The organism is Echinicola arenosa (genome assembly GCF_014841125.1).
Classification (GTDB): domain Bacteria; phylum Bacteroidota; class Bacteroidia; order Cytophagales; family Cyclobacteriaceae; genus Echinicola; species Echinicola arenosa.
Genome location: NZ_JACYTQ010000002.1, coordinates 589,998 through 612,529, shown reverse-complemented (window position 1 = coordinate 612,529; position 22,532 = coordinate 589,998). Strand labels below are relative to the sequence as shown.

Genomic DNA, 22,532 nt, shown 5'->3' with positions numbered 1-22,532 from the left:
TGATAAAAGCTCAATGAATCTTAAATATTACAGTTTTTTGCTGCTTTCTGGTCTGTTTTTTTGCAGTTTTGTAGCACAATTGGAAGTAGGGTTTAATATTACCATTTGACCCGATTCTGAAAAATAGCAATATGGACAAAACGAAACAATACAGGTCGTATTTGCTCATTATATTGGGCATCATTACATTTTTCAAGATTCTTTTTACTGCTACTACTTCTTTGAGTTTGTTTTCTGAAGAGACTCAGTATTGGCTGTGGGGACAAAATCTGGATTGGAATTATTACTCAAAACCATTAATGGTCGCGGTATACAATTTCATTTTTACAGGAATTTTTGGGAACACTGATGTGGCTGTCAGGTTAAGTGCGGTACTGTTTTCTGCAGGAACAGCCTGGATTGTTTTTGAGCTTGGCTTGAAAATGTTCAAATCTGCCCAGGTTGGGTTTTGGGCTGCTTTGATGTTGGTGGTGATGCCTTATTTTCATTTAGCTTCATTCTTTCATACAACGGATTCTTCTTTGCTTTTCTTTTGGGCATTGAGCTTCTATTGGCTTTGGATGGCTACAGAGACGCGGAAGACTTCCCACTGGGTTTACGCAGGTTTGGCCAGTGCCATGGGCATGCTTTCAAAGAACACTATGGTCTTGGCTATACCTTTGATTTTTGTGTATCTACTATTGGTGGATGCCAAGCAGCTGAAGCAAAAAGGTTTTTATGTCTATTGCCTGGTCTTTGCTCTTTCTTTCATTCCCATTATTGTCTGGAATTTTCAAAATGATTTTGTGACTTTCAGGCATGTGGGAACACTTGGTGGTGTGGAAGGCGAAAGCAAACCTTTTGATTTTGGGGAATCGATGAAATATGTTTCTGAATATGCTGGTGGTCAGCTGGGGATTATTTCGGCTTTTTTCATTCCTTTTTTGGTGATGTCCATTCGAAGAGTGATTAAGCATAAAGAGCGGCAAGTGCTTTTTATCATGCTACCTGCCATAGGTGTTTGGTGTTTGTTTTTTTTGATTTCTATCACCAAAAGAGTAGAAGTTAATTGGCCTGCTTTTGCTTATGTGAACCTGTCTATTGCAATGTCCTATGTGTTGCAATTAGCCAGTTCGGGCTGGAGAAAATATGCAACATATGCTACAGGCATATCAGGTGTTTTGTTGATATTGATCATGAAACCTGCTCCTTTAGATGCCATCGGCTTCAAAAAAGTCCTGCGGCCGGATAAAGATCCGCTTGCACGTTTGGCAGGGTTTAGGGAAATGGGAGAAAGGATTGACTTTTTGATTGACTCACTTTCATTGGACAAGCAATTTATCTTTAGTGATAGTTATCATTTGGCCTCAGAAATGGCTTTCTATGTGGAGGATAATCCCCAAACTTTCACAATCAATCTGGGGAGGAGAAAGAACCAGTTTGATCTTTGGCCAGGAATTGAGCAATTTGAAAACCAAGGTTACGATGGAGTTTATCTGCAGTGGGGCACGGCTGACCGACCAGAAATCATTGCGGGTTTTAAAGAAAGGATTTTGAAAGAAACCTACTTTGCTGTTTATAGAGGAGACACTGTCAAAACTTTTAGCCTAGAAATCTATAAAGACCTGCAGCATATTGAAGAGGTAAAAACGGATTCTTATTGATCAGGTAAAAGCTTAACAATAATGGTTGTAGGAGACTCAAAAAGGTCTTTTCCTTCAAAAATAGGCTCATAGTTTATGCCCTGCACTTTGAGCTCTTCAAGGTAACGCTTTCTAGTGATCAAATAGCCTTCTGCTTTTTGAGGCTGAAGATCTGACTGCAAATCTTGAATTGGTCTTTGCAGGTAAAATGAAAAGGCCGGATTGAATATTTTAAAGTAATACAAGTTCGACTCCTGCATGTTTTGTTGTAAGTCTTTGGCAATGAGCACAGGGTTTTGTTGGTCAACTTTTGGAAATGCCCACCAAAAGAAAACCAAAGAAAGAATCATAAAGCCAGAGCCCATACTGAGCAGAACTGGCCACACTTTATTTCTGAAGTAACCAATTATGAGAGTTGGTAGGGCGAGATAAGGGGCCATCAAAAGCCAAAGCATTGATTTGGGAATTTGAAGGTTAGGATCACTTTTAAGCCCATGATAAATACCGAAAGGAAGTATCAAGATCAAAACTGCATAGAGCAATACCGGGGTTTTTAGTCGCTGAACTTTATGTTTGGTTACTAGCCAAGATAGATAGTTACCAATTAAAATAGCGATAAATGGATAGGCAGGAACAGTGTAATTTGGCAATTTGGTACCGGCCATCATAAAGAAAACGATGATGGTAATACTGGCTATCAAGGAAAAAGTTGTTAGTTTATTAGTTCGGAACTTAATGGTATGCCAAAAGCTTTGGGGTATAAAAAAGGCAAAAGGAAGCATTCCCGCTGCCACATATATCCACGTAAGCCAAAAACCGCCTCCATGCCCTTCCATGGGGGCTGAGAACCTTCCCAGATTGTGCTTAAAGAAAAACTCTTCTACCCAAAGTCCATTGGTCTTTGTGGCAACCAAAATGTACCAAGGCAAGGCTATCAGGAAGAAAAGAGACAACCCAACAGGATGGAAAATCCTTACAAGGCGTTTCGAATTGAGTAAGTTGACAGAGAGAGAGTAGATCAACATGGCCAAAACTGGCAGGGCAACTCCTACAGGTCCTTTACTTAAGGTAGCCAAAGCTAAGGAGGCATATATGGCCAACATGTATTTCTTTGACCGGAATCCTGATTTCGACCATTTATAGAAAAGCATGAGCGCACTGGTCATGAAAAATATTAGAAAAGGGTCGGGAACAGCCATATGAAATTGGATGTACCAGTGCAAAGAGGACGTTAAAACAAGAAGTGACAGTATTCCGGCCTTGAAGCCTACATTTCTTTTTGTAAAGCGAAAGGTTATGTAGGTGGTCAAAAAGCCAAATAGCGCAGGAAAAAACCTAGCAGAAAATTCACTGATTCCAAAAACCTGATAGGAAAGTATAAAGAAGTAATAATGTAAGGGAGGTTTGTCAAATCTATATTCACCATTGAAAGTAGGAATGATCCAGTCTTTATTTTGCATCATCTCAATGGCGGCTGTAGCATTTTTAGCCTCGTCTAGGGCATAGATGCTCAGGCCTGAAATATTGGAAAAGTGAAGTATCAAAGACAGTAGGAGCAGTGCCCATTCCACATACTTTTTTCGATTCAAAACTTTTTCCATACTCCAAAATTAAATCAATAAAATCAAGGTAATGTCAAGAAAGCTTTACCAAAAGGTTAGGTTTTGGTAAGCCTGCTTGGTGAGGGGACAAAAAAGCTTTAATTTTGGCCAAATTTTATATGGTATGTCTAAGTTACAGCTCTCTCTTGTAGTCACTGTTTACAACGAAGAAGAGAATATTAAGCCCTTACTGGAAGCAGTTTATACAGCATTGGAGGGAATTTCCTATGAACTGATTTTGGTGGATGATGGATCTACAGATAAGACTGTGGAAGAGTCCAAAAAATATAGCAATGAGCATACCCGAGTGCTGATTTTTAACAAAAACTACGGTCAAACTACAGCACTGGCAGCCGGGATTGACCATGCCGTAGGAGAATATATTGTGACGATGGATGGTGATCTTCAGAACGATCCCTCCGATATTCCAATGATGCTCCAAAAGGCAATTGATGAGGACTGGGATGTAGTGGCAGGAGTGAGAGCTAATCGCCAAGATGGTTTTGTACTGAGGAAATTACCGAGCAAGTTTGCCAATTGGATGATCCGAAATACTACCAAGGTGTACCTGAAAGATTATGGATGTAGTCTCAGGGTTTATAAAGCCCATATTGCTCAAAATATGGGGCTGTATGGGGAATTGCACCGTTTTATTCCGGTATTGGCCAAGCAAGAAGGGGCAAAGATGACGGAAGTGAATGTGAAGCATCACCCAAGGATTCACGGTACTTCTAAATATGGTCTGAACAGAACCTTTAAGGTGATGGCCGACTTGATTCTGATGCTTTTCTTTCAAAAGTACCTTCAGCGTCCCATTCACCTCTTTGGAACCATTGGCTTGCTGTCCTTTTTTGTGGGGATATTGATCAATATTTATCTTTTGGTACTGAAAATTGCAGGAGAAGATATATGGGGCAGGCCCATATTATTGGTGGGACTGATCCTTGTATTGGGAGGCTTACAACTGATCACCACGGGAATTGTGGCTGAAATCATTGTAAGGACTTATTTTGAATCCCAGGATAAGAAAACCTATACCATCAAACAGGTATATCAAGGTGAATAAAAAGACCATCAAGCTACTCCTTAAGGTACTCTTAACAGGAGTAGCGGTTTATTTGGTATTTCGAAAAATAGATGTCCAGGAAACATGGCAGGTTATAAAAAGATCCAATTTACTTTACCTGTTTTTGGCCTCTCTATTTTTTGTAGCATCAAAAGCGATTTCCTCATTCAGGCTCAATTGTTATTTTCGAGACCTTGGTTTAAAGTTAAGTGAGCTGCAAAATCTGAAACTTTATTGGATTGGGATGTTTTATAATCTTTTTCTTCCTGGAGGAATAGGAGGGGATGGTTATAAGGTTTATTTATTGAACAAGCAATTTAAAACCAATGTCAAGCAACTTTTGGCGGCAGTTTTATTGGATAGGGTCAGCGGCTTGGTGGCCTTGGTTTGGTTGATGCTGGGGCTTTGGTTTTGGGTAGAGGTGGAGTGGATTTATTTGGCTGGGATTAATTTGAATCTTTTGGCCGGTGTTGGCCTATTTCTGGTTCCGGTAGTTTTTATAATTATTGTCAAGTGGTGGTTCAAATCCTTTAAAAAATCGATCTTAAAAACTAGCATTTACTCCCTGATGGTTCAAATCGCTCAATTGGTTTGTGCCTATTTTATACTTTTGGGTTTAGGAATTAATGCACAAGTTGTGTCCTATCAATTCGTGTTTTTGCTGTCTTCCATTGTGGCGGTTTTACCTTTGACTATTGGTGGAGTAGGGGCCAGGGAACTGGTGTTTATTTTTAGCCATGACTATATGAATATTGATAAAAACATGGCTGTAGCTTTTAGTTTATTGTTTTTCTTGATTACGGCTTTTGTATCTCTAATGGGAGCATTTGTAAAGGTTGATTTGGAGAAAAAGCATTAAAGTTAACGCTTCAGATGCTAAAGCCATTGATCACAAATTGGTAACCTAGGCCAATAACTATTCCTCCAATGATGATCAATGGAGAAGGAATTTTAGTGAATTGAAGTAAAAGGTAAGTGCCAATGATAGCGGTGATGTTAAAAATATTGGCCGGCATAGGCTCAAAAAGTATATAGGCGGCAGCGATCAGCATACCGCAAGAAACTGCATTGACTCCCTCAAGGGCAGCCCTGACGGGTCTGTATTTTTTCAACTCATCCCAAAACCTGATGACAAAGAAGATCAGAAATGTTCCGGGAAGAAAAATTCCAGCCGCTGCGATCAAACCTCCCGTAATGGCTCCCCCGATGCCCATTTCCCGCATGGAAAGTGCTCCGATATAAGAGCTGATACTGAAAGTGGGACCAGGAACCCCTTGTGAAATAGCGTATCCCGTAAGGAACTCCTCAGAAGTTAAATAGGCTTTGAACTCCACAAACTCCGTATAAAGGTAAGGAACAAGTACTTGCCCTCCTCCAAAGATCAAGCTGCCGTTACGGTAGAAATTCTCAAAAAGTCTGATGGGTAAAATTTTTGTAAAATGACCAAGTGCGGCTGCAGTGATTAAAACACCTCCCCAAAGTAGGAAGTTGGCCCACTCGATGGTAATTCCATGTTTTTCTTCAATTTTAGGCTGCTTGTTAAATTTCAAAGAGGTGGTTATTCCTCCAGCGATCAGCATAAAGGGAAAAATATAAGGCGAATTGTAAAAGAAGGCGACAAAAGCAGATAGCATCATGAGGACCATGGCCTCCGTGGTCTTTACCATTTTACCTATGGTTTTTTGGGCGGCATAGATGATAAACCCGATTGCCATGGGCTGTATGAATTTGGCAAAGTTGAGAGATCCTGCGGTTTGGGTTTGCAGAAAATCCACCAAAATGGCTGCTCCTGTCATTAGGATGGTGGCAGGCAGGATCCAGACCAAAAGGGAAAGGTAGGCCAAGTTCGGCCCTCCAACCCTATAGCCTATAGCAGAGATTGTTTGAGTAGATGTTGGTCCTGGTAATATTTGGCAAAGAGCATGGAGCTCCCAAAGCTCTTCTTCTGATATATACCGCCTCTTTCTGACCATGATGTCAAGAACCATTGCCAAAAAGGCCTGAGGGCCGCCAAAGGCTGTGACCGAAAGAGTAATGACATCTTTGAGGTAGAGGTAATATTTGACTTTTCTGATGGTCACGAATGACTACTTGCGTAAACCCAACTCCCGGAGTCTTTCTTCTAAAAATTCACCAGCTGTCGCATCTTCAAATGCTTTTGGGTTTTCCGTATCCACGCAAGAGTCAAGGCATGTCAAATCCATCTCAGCTCTTGGATGCATAAAGAATGGAATGGAGTACCTACTGCTGTTCATTTTTTCGCGTGGAGGGTTTACCACTCTGTGGATGGTGGACTTAAGTTTTTTATTGGTAAGTCTTTCCAGCATGTCTCCTACATTGACTACCAATTGATCAGGCAACGCGGTGATAGGAATCCATTGTCCATCTTTTCTTAATACCTGCAAGCCATCGGCGCTGGCCCCCATCAAAAGGGTGATAAGGTTAATATCCCCATGTTCAGCGGCTCTTACAGCGTCTGAAGGGACTTCTTCTGGATTTTCGATCGGAAAATAATGGATGGGTCTTAAAATCGAATTGCCGTGAATTACCTTATCTTCAAAATAGTCTTCTGGTAATTCCAAGTGCAAGGCAATAGCCCTTAACATGGCTTTTCCTGCGTTTTCAATGGTTTTGTACACCTCAAGCGCTACCTCCTTGAAGTTACTTACTTCAGCTGGCCACACATTGGGGGGATAGTCTTTTTTAAGAGGATCTGTATCAGGTATGCCACCCAAATCCTGTCCAACATGGTAAAATTCTTTTAGATCTCCTGTATTTCTTCCTTTGGCATGTTCTTTTCCTTTGCCCGTGTAGCCTCTTTGATAGCCTATTTCAGGTCTTTCATATTGGCTTTTGATGCTGTCGTCCAAAAAGAAAAATTCTTTAATAGTGGCATAAAGATTGTCCTGTAATTCTTGTGTGAGCCCGTGATTTTTAATGGCAACAAAACCAATGTTTTGGTAGGCGTCTCCTAGTTTGTGGACAAAAGCTGCTTTTTGGCTTGCATCACCTGATGTGAAATCGGCAAGGTCTAAAGATGGGATTTCATTATAAAGAATTTCGCTCATGACATGTTCGATTTATCCTGCAAGGTAAATATTTTATAGGAAAATTAAATATCTTTAAGAGAACCCAATGATCCTAATATGAAGAAAATTAATCCTTTCGTTTTGCTGTTGTTTAGTGGTTTTCTTTTGTTTTCATGTGATACTGAAACCAAAAAGGAGGAAGGAGATCAAACCATGGAAGTAACTCCAGAAGCTAAAGTTCAAGAAAATGTTAAGTTTAGGTATGAACTTCAAGAAGTAGCCTATCCTGATGCGATGCTTGAGTTGTACAGTCCACTGGAAAATGAAGCTTTTGAAAAAGGAAGTATTCCCTTTGAGTTTAATATCAAGAATTATCCATTCGAACACGGTGTCAAGGGCTTTCAACTCCAGATGATTATTAATGGTAATGATCCTATTGGGTATAATATGCCCATCTTTAGAAAGGAACTGGAGACAGGAAGTTATAAAGTTCTAGCCTATTTGGTGGATGAAAAGGGATTGGCACTGAAAGAATATGGAAATTATGTAGAGAGAGACTTTACAGTTGGGGATTCCAAACCATTTCCAGAGAGTGAAGATCCATATATTGGCGTAAATCTACCTCAAAATGGACAAGAATTCGATTTGGACGAAGAGGTAATTGTGGACTTTATTTTAGTAGGTGGAGATTTGAATGAGGACCAATTGCAGATCAAGGTAATGGTAGATGAGCAGGAATATACTTTTCATGAAATGGGACAGGTAAAGATCAGTAACCTGCCAAAAGGAGAGCATAAAGTATCAGTGGCCTTGGTAGACAAAAAAGGAAATGAGATTCCTGGGGTATTTTCTAAGAGCATTAAGCAAATTAAGGTCACCGGATAATTATAACTGGTTACATCAGACTCCTTAAAATGGACAGGGATTTTACTTCTGTGAAAGTCTCTAGGTGTATTTTATAAAAGGTCAGAAGGTCATCCAGTAGTTTTTTTCTAATATTAGAAGGGACTTTGATGTCAGCATTGAAAGGTGATTGGATCAACTGTGTCAAGTGTTTTTTCTCTTCTTTGGCAAAAGTTGAGTCATTAATTTCTGGATGTACTTGATCAAAAAATTCTGCAGCATTATCTGGTGAAAAACCTAAGTACTTGGAAGATTCCAGTAAAAAACCCAATGGATATGTCCCTAAATTGATTTTTTCTTGATCAAGATAGGTGATACATTGATAGATAAAATCATACAGGTATTCATTTTGATAGTTTTCGTAAATGGATTTCCCAAGTACTTCTCCCACAAACATGGCCACGCCAGAACGGTAATACTCAAATGGGATTCGTTGAAATGGATAAGCCAATTTGACTTCAGAAATTCGGTTCAGGGATGCGTTTTCTTTATCATAAACAACAAGGTCCAATAAGGTCAGAGGCTGGTAAAAGGCCATTTTTGTTTTTGACTTGGCGCTCCTGACTCCATTGACAATGTAGCTTTTTAGACCTAGGTCACGGGTAAAAATCTTCACAATTATTGAAGTTTCCCTGTATTTAAGATAATGGATGACGATGCCCTGAGTCTTTTTGATCATTGGATAGAGCGAACTTGAAATAGATTGTAAACTTTATTTTTTGTCTTCATAAAAGCACTTTCTACAACGGGCTTCATAGCTATCCTTTTCACCCAATACGACCTTTTGTTTGGCATCTGACAGCCTGAAACTGTAGGAAGCGAGGTCTCCACATTTCATGCAAATGGCGTGTACTTTGGTAACATACTCCGCAGTAGCCAAAAGTTGTGGCATTGGCTCAAAAGGTTTTCCTTCAAAATCCATATCCAACCCAGCAAGGATGACCCGCTTTCCTGATTTGGCCAAGGAATTGGCTACTTGAACAATTTGTTTGTCAAAAAACTGTACCTCATCAATCCCAATTACATCGCAGTCCCCAGCCAAAAGCATAATGTCATCGGCAAACTGAACTGGTGTAGAACGGATTTCATTTTCATTGTGGGAGACCACATTGGAATCATGGTACCTGGTGTCAATGGCTGGCTTGAAGATTTCCACTTTCTGTTTGGCGATCAAAGCCCGGTTGAGCCGTCTGATGAGTTCCTCTGTTTTGCCGGAAAACATAGATCCACAGATCACTTCAATATGACCTTTCTTTTCTTTCGGATGATTGTTTCCAATTACTGGTTCTATAAACATGTTCTTCCACTTCTTAAATTCAATTCGCCATTTTATTCAAACCATAAAGATTACTCACTGTAATCCATATGTGGAAATTTATACATTTCGTTTACCTTGATGCGAATGGTTCCTTGCTGCAACCTGGCTTGGCAAGTTAAACGTTGATTCTCTTTTAGTCTTCCTAATTTTCTAAAATATTCTTCCCGATCAGTTGGCTCTGATAAGTTTTCCATACCTTCATGTACAATCATCATGCAAGTGGTGCACCTGCCTTTTTTTCCGCAAGCATGCATCCAGTCCACATTATTTTCATGGATTAATTCGATAACTTTGCGATCGGGGGCTTTTGTGTAAATCTCCTTGTGGTATAGATTTTCAATTACTATTTTAGGCATCATTCTCGTACTTCTACAGAAATATACTTACTAATGAACGATAAAATTAACCTCAATTATTTAGAAAACTATGCACATGCCTTTTCTGAAAAGGTATGTTCGGAATACTTTGGTACTAAAAAGTACATGTCTGGTCAAGAGATCATTCAGTTGACACCTAGTACCCAGGTTAATTTTATGGTGATTAAGGCACTTTTTGAAAAGTGGAACGAGGAACTGGATAAGTTAAAAAGCAATCCATTTTTTGATTACAAAGACATGGCGGTTGCAGAAGCATTGAAGGAGTTTATGAATGTACTTTCGAGGGCGATTAAAATCGAAAACCATCATTTTAGGCCATTGATGGAAATCGCTGTCATTGACACGGTTTTATTGGCGATAGATCCCTTGTTGTATTTTTGGGGAGAAATTGAAAAGAGCAAGGAAGAAAATCCTTTGAAGCACCTGAAGGCTTCAAAAAAATATATCAAATGGCATACTAAATTATTGGCAGAGCTGATCGAAAAGGGAGGGCAAGAAGAATCAGAGATTTATAAGAATACTTTAAATGATCTTTATCAAAAGATGCTCAATGAGCTTGAACCTGCACAGAACTTACTGGCAAGTTTAAATCAGGTATTGCCAATTGATTGGAATGCATTGATCCAAAGTGAAGCGGAAGAAGCTACAGTAGCTGCAATGCCAGAAGTTAAGGAAGAAGTTTTAGATTCAAACGAAGAGGAAAGCGAAGAAAAAATTGATGATCTACCCATTTCTCACACTGAACCTGAAGATGATGACAAAGAGTCCCCTACAGCTCCAGTTATTGAGGAAAGGAAATCTACTCCGCCATCAGGAGGGACAATAGACCCGGCTTTGGCTTGGGCGAGATTTGAATCCGAGCAAAGTGGACTTTTGAAGGGGCCTATTGAGAGTTTGGAAGATGGAGTAGCCATCAACCAGCGATTTATGTTTACCAAGAAACTATTTGAGGGCAACCCGGATTTGATGGGACATGCCTTTAAGTCTATTGATAAATGCGATAGCTTTGTGGAAGCAATTGAATTAATCAATGATCGTTATGTTGTTAAATTAAATTGGGATCATGATTCCGAGGAAGTGATCGAATTTCTACACTTGGTTTACAGAAAATTTGACGAAAAGTAAAATCACCCTACACAAACCGATAATCCGGTAAATACATTATGAATTTTCAAAGAGGGGGCTTTCTATAGTCTTTAAGGGATTATTATGCCCGCTTTGAGTAGAAAACAATACTTATGAAAAAATTTTGGTTAGTACTAGGGTGTTTAGTAGGTATAATAGACCTGACCAATGCTCAAAAAGGAAAACGCTTACCTGAGGACAAACCCAATTACATTTTGATTGTGGCGGATGACTTGGGTTATGGGGATTTAAGTTTTACTGGTAGTAAGCAGATCAAAACACCTCATATTGATGCCTTGGCCCAGACCGGTGTTTATTTTCCAGAGGGCTATGTTTCCTCTGCTGTTTGCAGTCCATCAAGAGCTGGTTTGTTGACTGGACGGAATCAAGTAGAATTTGGTTACGATAACAATCTTGCCAACAATCAGCCCGGCTTTGACCCTGCTTTTTTGGGCTTGCCTGTTCAACAGCAGACTGTAGCGGATCGGTTGGGTGAATTAGGTTATGTAACTGGATTGGTAGGAAAATGGCACTTGGGATATGATGACCAGTTTTATCCTTTGAATAGAGGATTTGATGAATTTTGGGGTTACAGAGGTGGAGGCCACGACTATTTTGAAGCTGGAAATAATAGCAAAGGCTATAAGGCTAAAATAGAGTGTAATTACAAAACGCCACAGGAGATTACCTATATCACAGATGATAAAGGTGATGAATGTGTGGATTTTGTAAAGAGACATCAAGATGAACCTTTTTTCCTTTATGCATCCTTTAATGCTCCACATACCCCGATGCAGGCCACGGAAGCTGATCTGGAATTGTATAGGGATATAAAGGACGAGAAGAGAAGAACCTATGCTGCAATGGTTCATAGATTGGACATCAATGTGGGCAGGATTGTCGAAGCAGTGGAAAAGGCTGGTCTATTGGAAAACACCATTTTCGTATTTATTAGTGACAATGGCGGTCCCGCCTACACCAATGCTTCTATAAATGCTCCCTTTAATGGTAAGAAAGGAACCCTTTTAGAAGGAGGGATACATGTGCCATTTATCATAAAGTGGGATGGAATGCTTTCAGCCGGATCCTCTTATACTGCACCAGTTTCCTCCTTGGATTTGACGCCTACTTTTGTGAGTTTGGCTGGAGGAGATTTGAAGGAAGAGGATAAGTATGACGGGGTAAACTTGATGCCTTTTTTAAAAGGTGAAAAGGAGAATATACCCCATGAGGAAATTAAGTGGAGATTTACCATTAGTGCAGCCATCAGGGAAGGAAAGTGGAAATTGGTGAGGTTACCGGATCGTTTGCCTATGCTCTATAATCTGGAAGAAGATATTTCTGAGCAGCATGACGTGGCCTTGGAAAACCTTGAAATCACCCAAAGGCTACTGAAGAAGTTGGGGCACTGGGATGTTAGGCTGCCACATCCACTGTTTTTGGAGGGACCAGAATGGCGAGCCAATCAAGTGGAGCAGTATGATAAAAAATATGACTTGGTTCAACCAGACTAAAGTAAGAAAAGGTCGGAATATCAATTTCCGACCTTTTTTTAGTTCATTCTTCCCAAGAGCTGAATCCTATGTGAATCTAGCTTGATGAAGATAAATAGCAAGATGGTAAATGACCACAAGGACGAACCTCCATAACTAAAAAAGGGCAGTGGAATACCTACCACCGGAAAGAGGCCAATGGTCATGGAAATATTGATCATAAAATGGAAAAGCAGGATAGAGACGACACAATAGCCGTAAACCCTTGAGAAACGGGTCTTTTGTCTTTCTGCCAGGAATACCAATCGAATTAATAGTGCCGCAAAAAGAGCTACTACAACCAAGCTGCCTATCCATCCAAATTCTTCTCCCAAAGTACAGAAAATAAAGTCTGTATGCTGCTCTGGTACAAAGTCAAATTTTGTTTGGGTCCCTTCTAAGTAGCCTTTTCCCCAGAAGCCTCCAGAGCCAATGGCTATTTTAGATTGGGTTACATTCCAGCCTACACCCAAAGGATCAAGGTCAGGATTAAAAAGCACCATGATACGGTTTTGCTGGTGGGCCGGAAGTTTGGAAACAACCATATCCAAACTGTAACTGTAAGCAATCACAGCTGTACCAATCAGGCAAAGAGTTATTATTCTCTGCCAGTTTTTCTTTCCCATCAAGATTAAAATGACGGTCAGGGAAGCTACTGGCACAGCAATGTATAAATTGTTTTCCACACCTAAGGAAAGGAGAGATACTGCAATAAACACCAAAGCCATGACATAGTATTTCTGGGGCATTCCTTCCCGGTAAAGCATGATGAAAAAAGCCATATACACCATGGCCGTTCCAGTATCAGGCTGTAACATGATCAAAGAAACCGGAATCATGATGATCAAAATTGCTTGAAGTTGATATTTGGGCTGGCTAAGGTCAAATGATGGTTTTTCTATAAATTTGGCCAATGCCAATGCCGTTGCAAATTTGGCGAATTCCCCAGGTTGAAGCCGGAAAGGTCCCAATTCAAACCAAGCACGCTGGCCATTGATTTCCTTTCCAATAAAGGGGGTAAGCAACAAGATCAACAGGAAGAAACCGTAGAGGATCATGCTGAGGTTATCAAAGAGCCTATAATCCGCCACCATAATGACCGTAATCAAAAGCACTGCTGTTCCGATCCAAACCAATTGTTTCCCGGAATTGATACTGAAGTCAAAGATGCTTTTTGCCGCTTGTTCGTCATAAACGGCAGCATAAATATTGAACCAGCCTATCATGACCAAAGCGAAATAGATCAAAATGGTCAGCCAATCAATTTTGTTGATATATAAGTCGTCTTGTCTCACGTTAGTCTCCAAAATCTCCGGCCAAAACATACTCTTCCAAGGCCGGTCTTTCTATATGTCCTCTTAAATATTGTTCTATCATCAAACTGGCTGTACTTGCCGCTGCACGACCACCCCATCCAGCATTTTCTACGTAAACAGCTATCGCAATCTGTGGATCTTCTTTAGGGGCAAAAGCCACAAAGACAGAATGATCTTCCCCGTGAGGATTTTGTGCAGTACCTGTTTTTCCAGCAATCGTAATATCCTTGATGATGGCCCTCATGGCTGTCCCATAAAGTGCCTCAGCCATGGCATCATGTACCATATCAAAATGGTGAGGGGCAACGCCCACATCATGCTTGGTGGTAAACTCTTCTGGGATATCATCAGGGTTGCCATTGATGGACTTAATCAAATGAGGGGTAAAATAGTATCCTTTGTTGGCGAAGATGGCGGCTAAATTGGCCATCTGCAGTGGAGTTACCTGCATTTCCCCTTGACCTATGGAAAGGGAATAAATGGTGGAATATTTCCATCTTCCCTTGCCGTAAATCCGGTCATATAATTTGCTGCTTGGAACACTGCCACTGCTTTCGTAGGGGAGGTCCACACCAAGCTTGTTTCCCAGTCCAAATTTTTCGACAGCCTCATGCCATTTGTCCAAACCAATCTGTGTGTCTGTAAATGTATTGCTGGAGATATCTTGATTGATCATCATCCGAAAGGCTTGGTGATAATAAGGATTACAGGAGTTTCTAATGGCACCAAATAGGTTTACAGGACTTGGGTGGTTATGGCAAGCGACCAATGATTTGTTACAGGCAAAGGTGGTATTGGGAGTGATAATTCCCCACTGAAGTCCAATCAGGGATTGGACGATCTTGAAGATAGATCCTGGTGGATACATGGCCATAATAGGCCTGTTGAACAATGGCTTGGTGGAATCATTTCGGAGTTTAAGGTAGTTTTTTCCATAGGCAGAACCGGCCAAGAGATTGGGGTCATATACTGGTGCGGAGATCATGGAGAGGATCTCTCCAGTTTTAGGTTGGATGGCCACGACAGAACCTCTCTTTCCTTTCATGAGTTTTTCCCCATATTTTTGAAGCGCCATGTCGATGGTCGATTGCAGGTTCAGCCCCGGTATGGAAGCTGTATCCAGCTGGCCATTTTTGAAGGAGCCTTTATCCACACCCCTTACGTTGACCATTTTGTATTTCGCACCTTTTTTTCCTCTAAGGAATTTTTCATAATAGGATTCCAAGCCCGAATGACCTATATAATCTCCTTGATTGTAATAATGGGCACTGTCTCTTTCCAGCTGCCGAGGAACGATTTCCGCAATATAACCCAAAGCACTGGAGGCTACTGAGTCTGGATAGGCTCTGACTGACCGGGTCATCACAAACAAGCCAGGGTAGTCAATTAGGTAATCCTGAATTCTAGCAAAATCTGTATTGGAGATTTGTTTGATCAGCGGGGAGGGTTTTACCCAACTGTACTTTCTGGCGGCCTTGTACTTTTCCTTTAGCTCTTCCTTTTCGATCTGAAAGAGTTTACAGAATTTGGCCGTATCCACAATGTTAAATTCCTGTGGAATGACCATCAGGTCAAAGACAGGGTTGTTATAGACCAACAACTCATCATTGCGGTCATATACCAAGCCACGGTAAGGATAATCCACTATCCTTTGTACAGCGTTTCTTTCTGCCCTACGCAAAAAACTGTCATCGATTACCTGAATCATAAATAGTTTGGACAATAGAATCAGTCCGACTATAATGATGACTATGATGATTACACTGTGCCTATTTTCATTCATTTAAATTCCTCTCCTTTTCTTATAAAACAACACCTGAACGATCACACCAATGATAAACGTAAAAGCAGTACTACTAAGTGTCCTGTATATCATCGGAATATATAAGGATGTAGCAATATTGTCAATGAAGAAGAAGGTAAGTTGATGAATAAGTATCAATGGCAAGCTGTACATCAAAAACCAACCAATACCCATATTGAGGAGTGAAGGGGGTGTGTTGGAGTCATAGCCGCCTGTAGGGGTGATCACCTGGAGCCATGGCTTTCTAAGAAAAGCCAATACCACAGCACTGGCAGTATGTAACCCCATACTGTCGTAAAATATATCAATAGCAAACCCTAGAATGAATGCTATGAGCATCAAGGGGATGGTTTTGATTTCTATAGGCAGTAAGAGCAAATAGATGATATAGAGAAAACAAAAAGCCATGCCAAAAAGCACCAGGTTTTTGAGCACCAGAATCTGGATCAAAAAATAAAGGACAATAGCTCCAACAGAAGAAATTATATTTTTACTATTCATTGACGCTTTCTGTGATTTGTTGAAGTGAATCCAATTCTACCTCCATGCTATTGTTTTCTACCAAGTATACATAGGTCAAGGTACTGAAGTTAGCTGTTAGGTGAATTGTGATGTCCAGGTAGTTGGTCTCTGTTCCAGTACTTACTTCATCTATAGTCCCTACCAGTAATCCTTCTGGAAAAACAGCATTATAGCCTGAAGTGACTACAGTATCACCTTTGGCTACCTCTACGTGCCTAGGGACATATTTGAGTTTTGCTTTTTGCGAGCTTTTTCCGTCCCATTGGGTTGAGCCAAAGACATCAGTTGATTTGATTTTGGAAGAAATCAATAAATCAGTATGAAGCAAGGAAATAACGGATGCATAGTTGTTGGATACTCCTTTGACCCGGCCGATGATACCATCTTCATTAAAAACCCCCATTCCTTCTTTGATGCCATCATTGGCCCCCTTGTTCAAGGTAATATGGTTGGTTCTTAGATTGATGGAATTATTGATCACCTTGGCAGAGCGGAACTCATAGCTGTTCAGCATTCCACTGTCCAAAGGAATAAAGACACTATCCTTGGTAGGCTTTAGATTTGCCAATTTCGCCATCAGCTGAGCATTTTTCTCAGCCAATGCCTCATTGGTCTTTCCCAATGTGAAATATTCCGTAAAGCTGTCCTTGGTATTGAGGAAACTTCCCGTGAAACTGTTGGAACTATTGAAGAAAACGGCCCCTTGCGGAGAATTGTAAGAAACGACCAGCCAAATGGCAAGAGTTTCTAGGGTAATGAACAGCAAAAAGGCTCGTATACTATATAGGAATAATAAAATGCGTTGCATTTACTCATCAGGTCATCAGAACGGTTCTGAAACTATTTATATTTTTCAGGGCGGTACCTGTTCCTCTCACCACAGCCCTTAAAGGATCTTCTGCAATGTGAATAGGAAGTTTTGTTTTTTGGTGAAGACGTTTGTCAAGTCCCTTCAGCAATGCCCCCCCGCCTGTCAAGTGGATACCATTGTCATATATGTCTGCAGAAAGTTCCGGTGGGGCAATTTCAAGGGCCTTGAGTACGGCCTCTTCTATCTTGGAAACAGACTTGTCCAAGGCAAAAGCAATTTCAGAATAAGAAACCTTGATGACTTTTGGAATACCTGTCATTAAGTCCCTACCTCTGATTTCATAGTCTTCAGGAGCATCGTCCAGCTCAGTCAAGGCTGATCCAATGGCAATCTTCACTTTTTCAGCAGATCTTTCGCCGATCAAGAGGTTGTGCTGTCTCCTCATGTAATCCAGAATATCCTTAGTGAAAGTGTCGCCTGCTACACGGATAGATTGGTCGGCTACAATACCTGAAAGGGCAATCAAGGCAATCTCTGTGGTGCCTCCTCCGATATCTACGATCATTGAGCCCATTGGTTTTTCGATATCGATTCCAATACCAATGGCAGCTGCAATCGGCTCATAGACCATATATACTTCCTTGGCTCCTGCATGTTCGGCTGAGTCCCTTACCGCTCTTTTTTCTACTTCTGTTATGCCAGATGGGATACAGATCACCATACGGTGAGATTGTGGGAACATGCCCTTTTTATGTCCAGGAATCATTTTGATCAATCCCCTAATCATTTGCTCTGCTGCGTAGAAATCCGCAATCACCCCATCTTTCAATGGACGGATCGTTTTGATGTTTTCATGCGTTTTTTCATGCATGTTCATCGCTTCACGGCCTACAGCCAGAATCCTATTGCTTGTTTTATCTATCGCAATGATCGAGGGTTCGTCCACTACGATCTTTTCTTTATGTATAATAAGAGTATTGGCAGTACCTAAATCTATAGCTATATCACTTGAGAAAAAGTCGAATAATCCCATCCTGGTCTTTTCTTAATAAATTACGTTTGAGTTGATCGTTTAAAGTTAGCATTAACAATGCTTAAATAAAACGAGGGACAACAAAATTATTACCTTAATTTGGATTTATAATATCGAGCACAATTTTTTTTTAAATCACTTGCAATGAGAAAGAAAACACATTCGAATTAAAAGACATAATCTATAGTGGTAGGTGCTTTTTTAAGGTGATTTTTATTGGCCCACATTAGTTGGAGCTGCAGACAGCAAAAAGTAGTCCAAACTGGTTGCTGTACAAAATCTTTAATCCTGAACAAAAAATAGGAAAACAAAAAAAGTCCCTGACTTTTCAGCCAGGGACCTCAATATAGTTGGGGATTGTTTTTACTTAATGTTTGAAGTGTCTTACTCCTGTCATTACCATGGCCATTCCGGCTTGGTCACAAAAATCAACACTGTCTTGGTCTTTAATGGACCCGCCTGGTTGAACTACAGCAGCTACACCTTCTTTGGAAGCAATTTCAACACAGTCAGGGAATGGGAAGAAAGCATCAGAAGCCATAACAGAACCTTTCAATTCAAATCCGAATGACTTGGCTTTTTCGATGGCCTGCTTTAAAGCATCGACCCTTGAGGTTTGTCCCACACCACTGGCAAACAACTGGTCTTGGTTACTTAATACGATGGTGTTTGATTTCGTATGCTTACAAACTTTAGCAGCAAATACCAAAGCATCTTTTTGTTCTTCAGTTGGCGCTATTTTAGTGGCTACTTTAAAGTCTTCCTTTGTTTCCATGAACAAATCCTTGTCTTGTTCAATGATCCCATTCAACAACGTTTTGATTTGCTTGGTGCCACCTACTTTGGTTTTCTGAAGTAGAAGAATTCTGTTTTTCTTGCCTTTCAATACCTCTAAAGCATCCTCATCAAATGCAGGGGCAATCAACACTTCGAAGAATAGGCTATGCATTTCTTCCGCAGCGGCTTTGTCCACAGTTTGGTTGGTGATCAATACTCCACCAAATGCAGAAAGAGTATCTGCTGCAAATGCTTTAAGGTAAGCTTCTTTTACGGAAGCTCCTTTGGCGACTCCGCAGGCATTGTTATGCTTAAGGATTGCAAAGGCAGTTTCTCCATCAAATTCCGCCATCAATGCTACTGCTGCATCGATGTCTACTAAATTATTGTAAGAAAGCTCTTTCCCGTTCAATTGCTCAAAAAGATCTTCTAACTTGCCATAGAAATGGGCTTTTTGGTGAGGGTTTTCACCATATCTCAAAGCCTTGGCATTGTTTTCACTTACTTTCAAAGCTGGAATTTCTTCCGCTTGGTTAAAGTAATTGAAGATATGTGTGTCGTAATGGGAAGACACTTGGAATGCTTTGGCAGCAAAATATTTTCTGTCTTCGATAGTAGTACCACCTCCATTATTTTTCAATCTTTCTTCAAGTTCACCATATTGGTCACGTGAAGCAATAATGGTTACGTCTTTGAAGTTCTTGGCTGCAGCCCTGATCAAAGAGATTCCACCGATGTCAATTTTTTCGATGATGTCTTGCTCTGGAGCACCTGAAGCTACCGTCTCCTCGAATGGATAAAGATCCACAATTACCAAGTCGATTTCAGGGATATCAAATTCCTGAGCTTGGGAAAGGTCTCCTTCGTCTTCTCTTCTGTGAAGGATTCCTCCAAATACTTTTGGGTGAAGCGTTTTTACCCTTCCGCCGAAAATGGATGGATAGCCGGTCAGGTCTTCTACAGCGGTTACTTCTGCACCTTGTTCCTCAATGAACTTTTGGGTCCCTCCTGTAGAGTAGATTTTTACACCTTGCTCTTTAAGAAGGGCAATGATTGGTTCAAGATTGTCTTTGTAAAATACTGAAATAAGGGCAGATTGAATTTTCTTAACAGCCATTTTTGAAAGTATTGAATGAAATAGGTTTGATGAATTGTTTTAAACTGCAAAGGTAGGAAAATCAGCTGATTAAAGCAGGCTTTCAATAACTTTTGGGAAATATTTATACTCCAAGGCGTGAACCTTATTGGCAATGTCCTCTGGGGTATCCGTGTCCAATACCGTTACACTTTCCTGAAAAATCACTCTGCCATCGTCATATTTTTCATTGACATAATGGATGGTGATCCCGGTTTCCTTCTCGCCCTTTTCCTTAACGGCTTCATGAACGCGCATGCCATACATGCCTTTACCTCCAAATTTAGGTAATAAAGCTGGATGGATATTAATAATGCGGTTGGGGAATTTTTTGATAAGTCCATCTGGGATTTTCAGGAGAAAACCCGCTAAGACAATTAAATCAATACCTAGCTCGAGGAATGATTTTTCTAAAATGCCTTCTTCCATTTCAGATTTGGTAAAAGAAAAGAAAGGTATTTCGTGGTTCTTGGCCCTTTCCAATACGTAAGCATCTGTTTTATTGGAGGCGATGGTCAGCACTTTGGCTTTGGTTGAACCATCAAAGTGATTGATGATTTCTTCAGCATTGCTTCCATTTCCCGAGGCAATTATGGCTATTTTTTTCAAGTGAAAATCTATTTAGATGTTCATTTATAAAGGTTGAGAAGACAAAAATAAGGATATTTTTTGGCCTCACATGGTTTTCTAGTACAAGAGCCGAGCCAATTCCCATGTAATATTATAAAAAAGCCATACTCAAGACACCTGTTAGCATTAATATTTTAGACATTTTGCTGAGTTGTGTGAAATGCTTTTTTCGGTCGGCGTAATAGATTTTGTACATGAAGAATAAGAATAAGACTCCAATAGCTCCAAAATAAATATATAATAAGGTGTCATTTACTTTAAAGGCAACAGTCAAAATGGAACACACAAATATTCCTGCAAGGATAAAAATTATGTTTTTGGTTTTTCTAAAGCCCAGTACAATGGGCAAAGTTTTACATCCGTGTTTTCTGTCTCCTTCCCTGTCCTCGATGTCCTTGATAATTTCCCTGATCAGGTTGATGAAGAAGGCGAATATGGCATAAGTCAACACCAGAAGTTGGGACTGCTGATAGTAGAATCCGATGATCCAAATAGAAAGACCTGTCAAGAGACCAACAGCTAAATTGCCCACAAAGGGAAGCCTTTTGAGGTTGTTAGAGTAAAGCCAAAGGATAAATGCGGCAATAAAATGAATAGCACCAACTTTTAAGTTGACCAAACAAGCAAGGGCAATTCCCACAAAGTTGAGGATACTATGGAGAAACATCACCACTCTTCTTCTCATTCCCTTGCCCACAATGACTTCATCAGGTTTATTAATGTAGTCTATTTTGACATCATAATAATCATTGATGATGTAACCAGAAGCAGCGATGGTGATGGTAGAGAAAATCAATAAATACAATTTGTAATCAGTTAATACAGAAAGTCCAGAATTGGTCTCTTCAACCAAAAAATAGGCGGTCATTAACTGAGCAAAAGCCATCATCAGCAAGTTGTCAGACCTGATGATTTTGAAAAAGGCAGAAAAGGAAAATGCTTTTTCAGCTGTGGGCTTAGTCATATTTCAAAAATACGGTAAAGTAAAGTAGTAGGTTAGAAGTGGTGGGTTTTTTAAGTAGAAAATTAAGAAAGAAAACAGTTTAGTTTGCATCGATGATATCCTGAGAAATCAATTTATAAATTTCAGCTACCTGTTCGTTGTAATTCAAAAATTGGTAATGCATGTCCAAGGTGTTAAGGTCTCCCCTAAGTGCTGGTCCTGTTTGTGCTGATTTGGCTCCTATTTCCAAGGTTTTACTAATTTGCTCTATGATCAAAGGCTGGAGCATTTCAAAGTCCAAGCCCTGCCTCCGCATGATCTCTTCCGATACCCGGATCATGTGATTGGTAAAGTTGCTGGCAAAGACAGCAGCCACATGAAGAGCCATTCGATCTTTGGATTTCAATACATAGTGGAGTGGAGAAAGGCTTTTGGCCAGTTTTTTAAGCTTTTGAAGTGTGGTCTGATCGTCAGATTCCAATAAGAAAGGAATTTCATCTATGTCCAAAGAACGTGATTTACTAAAGCTTTGCAATGGGTAAAAGATGCCTGTATAACTTGCTGAACTGAAACCCAAAACATCCAAAGGCATGCTTCCTGAAGTATGAACGAGAATACTTTCCTCTGGAAGAATGATCGCGTCTGCCACTTGTGTGATGGCATGGTCGCTGACGGCGAGGATATATATATTGGCTTTGCTTTCTGAGAAATCGAGGTCTGTTTTTACCTCTGCCGTATAAAGTTTGTTGATGATTTTTTCTGCACGATGGAAGTCCCTGCTATAAACCTCTGTGATGGTATGACCTGCATTTTCCAAGGCTGGAGCCAAATGCCAGGCTACATTGCCCGTACCAATGATCGCAATATTGAATTTGTCCATTGAATGTTTCCTTAAAGAACCAATTGGAGGTCTAAGATACAGCTTTCGGCGTATCCACAAAAAAAGCCTACATCATTAAAATGCAGGCTTGATTAGATTTTAGTATAT

At 40.3% G+C, this 22,532-nt stretch carries 21 protein-coding genes; 6 read left to right on the top strand and 15 right to left on the bottom strand.

Annotated features, from left to right (window positions below; all coding sequences use genetic code 11):
* Positions 1 to 131: 131 nt before the first annotated feature.
* Entirely contained in the window at positions 132 to 1,643 is a 1,512-nt protein-coding gene (locus IFO69_RS07330) for an ArnT family glycosyltransferase (protein ID WP_192009413.1), read from the top strand.
* Here the strand turns inward: IFO69_RS07330 and IFO69_RS07325 are convergent.
* Entirely contained in the window at positions 1,637 to 3,223 is a 1,587-nt protein-coding gene (locus IFO69_RS07325) for an ArnT family glycosyltransferase (protein WP_192009412.1), read from the bottom strand. The two genes, IFO69_RS07330 and IFO69_RS07325, sit on opposite strands and share 7 nt — an antisense overlap.
* A 124-nt stretch (positions 3,224 to 3,347) precedes the next feature.
* On the opposite strand from IFO69_RS07325, the gene IFO69_RS07320 reads away from it, so the two are divergent.
* The gene (locus tag IFO69_RS07320) at positions 3,348 to 4,289 is read left to right on the top strand and encodes a glycosyltransferase family 2 protein (protein WP_192009411.1); all 942 of its coding nucleotides are present in this window, start codon (positions 3,348 to 3,350) and stop codon (positions 4,287 to 4,289) included.
* On the top strand, positions 4,282 to 5,148 hold the full coding sequence (locus IFO69_RS07315; protein ID WP_192009410.1) for a lysylphosphatidylglycerol synthase transmembrane domain-containing protein: 867 nt from the start codon (positions 4,282 to 4,284) through the stop codon (positions 5,146 to 5,148). The genes IFO69_RS07320 and IFO69_RS07315 overlap by 8 nt, the downstream gene beginning before the upstream one ends.
* Before the next feature lie 10 nt (positions 5,149 to 5,158).
* On the opposite strand, the gene chrA is transcribed toward IFO69_RS07315, so the two are convergent.
* The gene (gene chrA, locus IFO69_RS07310; RefSeq protein WP_192009409.1) at positions 5,159 to 6,370 is read right to left on the bottom strand and encodes a chromate efflux transporter; all 1,212 of its coding nucleotides are present in this window, start codon (positions 6,368 to 6,370) and stop codon (positions 5,159 to 5,161) included.
* A gap of 6 nt (positions 6,371 to 6,376) precedes the next feature.
* Entirely contained in the window at positions 6,377 to 7,357 is a 981-nt protein-coding gene (locus IFO69_RS07305; RefSeq protein ID WP_192009408.1) for an isopenicillin N synthase family dioxygenase, read from the bottom strand.
* A 78-nt stretch (positions 7,358 to 7,435) separates the two neighbouring features.
* On the opposite strand from IFO69_RS07305, the gene IFO69_RS07300 reads away from it, so the two are divergent.
* On the top strand, positions 7,436 to 8,203 hold the full coding sequence (locus IFO69_RS07300) for a hypothetical protein (protein ID WP_192009407.1): 768 nt from the start codon (positions 7,436 to 7,438) through the stop codon (positions 8,201 to 8,203).
* A 10-nt stretch (positions 8,204 to 8,213) separates the two neighbouring features.
* On the opposite strand, the gene recO is transcribed toward IFO69_RS07300, so the two are convergent.
* Genes recO through IFO69_RS07285 form a run of 3 tightly spaced genes read right to left on the bottom strand, consistent with a single transcriptional unit; the run spans position 8,214 to position 9,895 of the window.
* The gene (recO, locus tag IFO69_RS07295; protein ID WP_192009406.1) at positions 8,214 to 8,900 is read right to left on the bottom strand and encodes a DNA repair protein RecO; all 687 of its coding nucleotides are present in this window, start codon (positions 8,898 to 8,900) and stop codon (positions 8,214 to 8,216) included.
* 33 nt (positions 8,901 to 8,933) lie between these two features.
* Positions 8,934 to 9,518, bottom strand: coding sequence for a thymidine kinase (locus IFO69_RS07290; protein WP_192009405.1), 585 nt, complete (start codon positions 9,516 to 9,518; stop codon positions 8,934 to 8,936).
* A 50-nt stretch (positions 9,519 to 9,568) separates the two neighbouring features.
* Positions 9,569 to 9,895 carry a 2Fe-2S iron-sulfur cluster-binding protein gene (locus tag IFO69_RS07285; RefSeq protein ID WP_192009837.1) on the bottom strand — a complete coding sequence of 109 codons (327 nt, stop codon included), beginning with the start codon at positions 9,893 to 9,895 and terminating at the stop codon, positions 9,569 to 9,571.
* A gap of 33 nt (positions 9,896 to 9,928) precedes the next feature.
* Here IFO69_RS07285 and IFO69_RS07280 point away from each other — a divergent pair, with 33 nt between their 5' ends.
* Together IFO69_RS07280 and IFO69_RS07275 are read left to right on the top strand one after the other, a co-directional pair.
* The gene (locus IFO69_RS07280; protein WP_192009404.1) at positions 9,929 to 11,041 is read left to right on the top strand and encodes a hypothetical protein; all 1,113 of its coding nucleotides are present in this window, start codon (positions 9,929 to 9,931) and stop codon (positions 11,039 to 11,041) included.
* Positions 11,042 to 11,154: 113 nt separating this feature from the next.
* Positions 11,155 to 12,555 carry a sulfatase-like hydrolase/transferase gene (locus IFO69_RS07275; protein WP_192009403.1) on the top strand — a complete coding sequence of 467 codons (1,401 nt, stop codon included), beginning with the start codon at positions 11,155 to 11,157 and terminating at the stop codon, positions 12,553 to 12,555.
* 38 nt (positions 12,556 to 12,593) lie between these two features.
* Here the strand turns inward: IFO69_RS07275 and rodA are convergent, their stop codons facing one another.
* The 9 genes from rodA to IFO69_RS07230 form a co-directional block, all read right to left on the bottom strand.
* Positions 12,594 to 13,868: a rod shape-determining protein RodA gene (gene rodA, locus IFO69_RS07270; RefSeq protein WP_192009836.1), complete on the bottom strand. Its 1,275-nt coding sequence runs from the start codon at positions 13,866 to 13,868 to the stop codon at positions 12,594 to 12,596.
* Between the two features lies 1 nt (position 13,869).
* Entirely contained in the window at positions 13,870 to 15,672 is a 1,803-nt protein-coding gene (mrdA, locus tag IFO69_RS07265; RefSeq protein ID WP_192009402.1) for a penicillin-binding protein 2, read from the bottom strand.
* Positions 15,673 to 16,194: a rod shape-determining protein MreD gene (locus IFO69_RS07260; protein ID WP_192009401.1), complete on the bottom strand. Its 522-nt coding sequence runs from the start codon at positions 16,192 to 16,194 to the stop codon at positions 15,673 to 15,675.
* Positions 16,187 to 17,023: a rod shape-determining protein MreC gene (gene mreC / locus IFO69_RS07255; RefSeq protein ID WP_192009400.1), complete on the bottom strand. Its 837-nt coding sequence runs from the start codon at positions 17,021 to 17,023 to the stop codon at positions 16,187 to 16,189. The genes IFO69_RS07260 and mreC overlap by 8 nt, the downstream gene beginning before the upstream one ends.
* 7 nt (positions 17,024 to 17,030) lie before the next feature.
* Positions 17,031 to 18,059 (bottom strand): rod shape-determining protein, encoded by a 1,029-nt coding sequence (locus IFO69_RS07250; protein ID WP_192009399.1) that lies wholly within the window; start codon positions 18,057 to 18,059, stop codon positions 17,031 to 17,033.
* 367 nt (positions 18,060 to 18,426) lie between these two features.
* Positions 18,427 to 19,953, bottom strand: a complete 1,527-nt coding sequence (gene purH / locus IFO69_RS07245) for a bifunctional phosphoribosylaminoimidazolecarboxamide formyltransferase/IMP cyclohydrolase (RefSeq protein WP_192009398.1) — start codon at positions 19,951 to 19,953, stop codon at positions 18,427 to 18,429.
* A 69-nt stretch (positions 19,954 to 20,022) separates the two neighbouring features.
* The gene (gene purN, locus IFO69_RS07240) at positions 20,023 to 20,580 is read right to left on the bottom strand and encodes a phosphoribosylglycinamide formyltransferase (RefSeq protein WP_192009397.1); all 558 of its coding nucleotides are present in this window, start codon (positions 20,578 to 20,580) and stop codon (positions 20,023 to 20,025) included.
* 112 nt (positions 20,581 to 20,692) lie between these two features.
* Complete coding sequence (locus tag IFO69_RS07235; protein WP_192009396.1) at positions 20,693 to 21,565, bottom strand: geranylgeranylglycerol-phosphate geranylgeranyltransferase; 873 nt, start codon at positions 21,563 to 21,565, stop codon at positions 20,693 to 20,695.
* Positions 21,566 to 21,644: 79 nt separating this feature from the next.
* On the bottom strand, positions 21,645 to 22,424 hold the full coding sequence (locus tag IFO69_RS07230) for a Rossmann-like and DUF2520 domain-containing protein (protein ID WP_192009395.1): 780 nt from the start codon (positions 22,422 to 22,424) through the stop codon (positions 21,645 to 21,647).
* Positions 22,425 to 22,532 lie beyond the last annotated feature (108 nt).

Coding starts and splice junctions, on each gene's coding strand:
- IFO69_RS07280 (WP_192009404.1), top strand. CDS start 9,929: ATGAACGATAAAATTAACCTCAATTATTTAGAAAACTATGCACATGCC.
- IFO69_RS07325 (WP_192009412.1), bottom strand. CDS start 3,223: ATGGAAAAAGTTTTGAATCGAAAAAAGTATGTGGAATGGGCACTGCTC.
- IFO69_RS07330 (WP_192009413.1), top strand. CDS start 132: ATGGACAAAACGAAACAATACAGGTCGTATTTGCTCATTATATTGGGC.
- IFO69_RS07320 (WP_192009411.1), top strand. CDS start 3,348: ATGTCTAAGTTACAGCTCTCTCTTGTAGTCACTGTTTACAACGAAGAA.
- IFO69_RS07230 (WP_192009395.1), bottom strand. CDS start 22,424: ATGGACAAATTCAATATTGCGATCATTGGTACGGGCAATGTAGCCTGG.
- IFO69_RS07305 (WP_192009408.1), bottom strand. CDS start 7,357: ATGAGCGAAATTCTTTATAATGAAATCCCATCTTTAGACCTTGCCGAT.
- recO (WP_192009406.1), bottom strand. CDS start 8,900: ATGATCAAAAAGACTCAGGGCATCGTCATCCATTATCTTAAATACAGG.
- IFO69_RS07300 (WP_192009407.1), top strand. CDS start 7,436: ATGAAGAAAATTAATCCTTTCGTTTTGCTGTTGTTTAGTGGTTTTCTT.
- IFO69_RS07260 (WP_192009401.1), bottom strand. CDS start 16,194: ATGAATAGTAAAAATATAATTTCTTCTGTTGGAGCTATTGTCCTTTAT.
- IFO69_RS07275 (WP_192009403.1), top strand. CDS start 11,155: ATGAAAAAATTTTGGTTAGTACTAGGGTGTTTAGTAGGTATAATAGAC.
- purH (WP_192009398.1), bottom strand. CDS start 19,953: ATGGCTGTTAAGAAAATTCAATCTGCCCTTATTTCAGTATTTTACAAA.
- IFO69_RS07250 (WP_192009399.1), bottom strand. CDS start 18,059: ATGGGATTATTCGACTTTTTCTCAAGTGATATAGCTATAGATTTAGGT.
- IFO69_RS07285 (WP_192009837.1), bottom strand. CDS start 9,895: ATGCCTAAAATAGTAATTGAAAATCTATACCACAAGGAGATTTACACA.
- IFO69_RS07290 (WP_192009405.1), bottom strand. CDS start 9,518: ATGTTTATAGAACCAGTAATTGGAAACAATCATCCGAAAGAAAAGAAA.
- IFO69_RS07235 (WP_192009396.1), bottom strand. CDS start 21,565: ATGACTAAGCCCACAGCTGAAAAAGCATTTTCCTTTTCTGCCTTTTTC.
- mrdA (WP_192009402.1), bottom strand. CDS start 15,672: ATGAATGAAAATAGGCACAGTGTAATCATCATAGTCATCATTATAGTC.
- mreC (WP_192009400.1), bottom strand. CDS start 17,023: ATGCAACGCATTTTATTATTCCTATATAGTATACGAGCCTTTTTGCTG.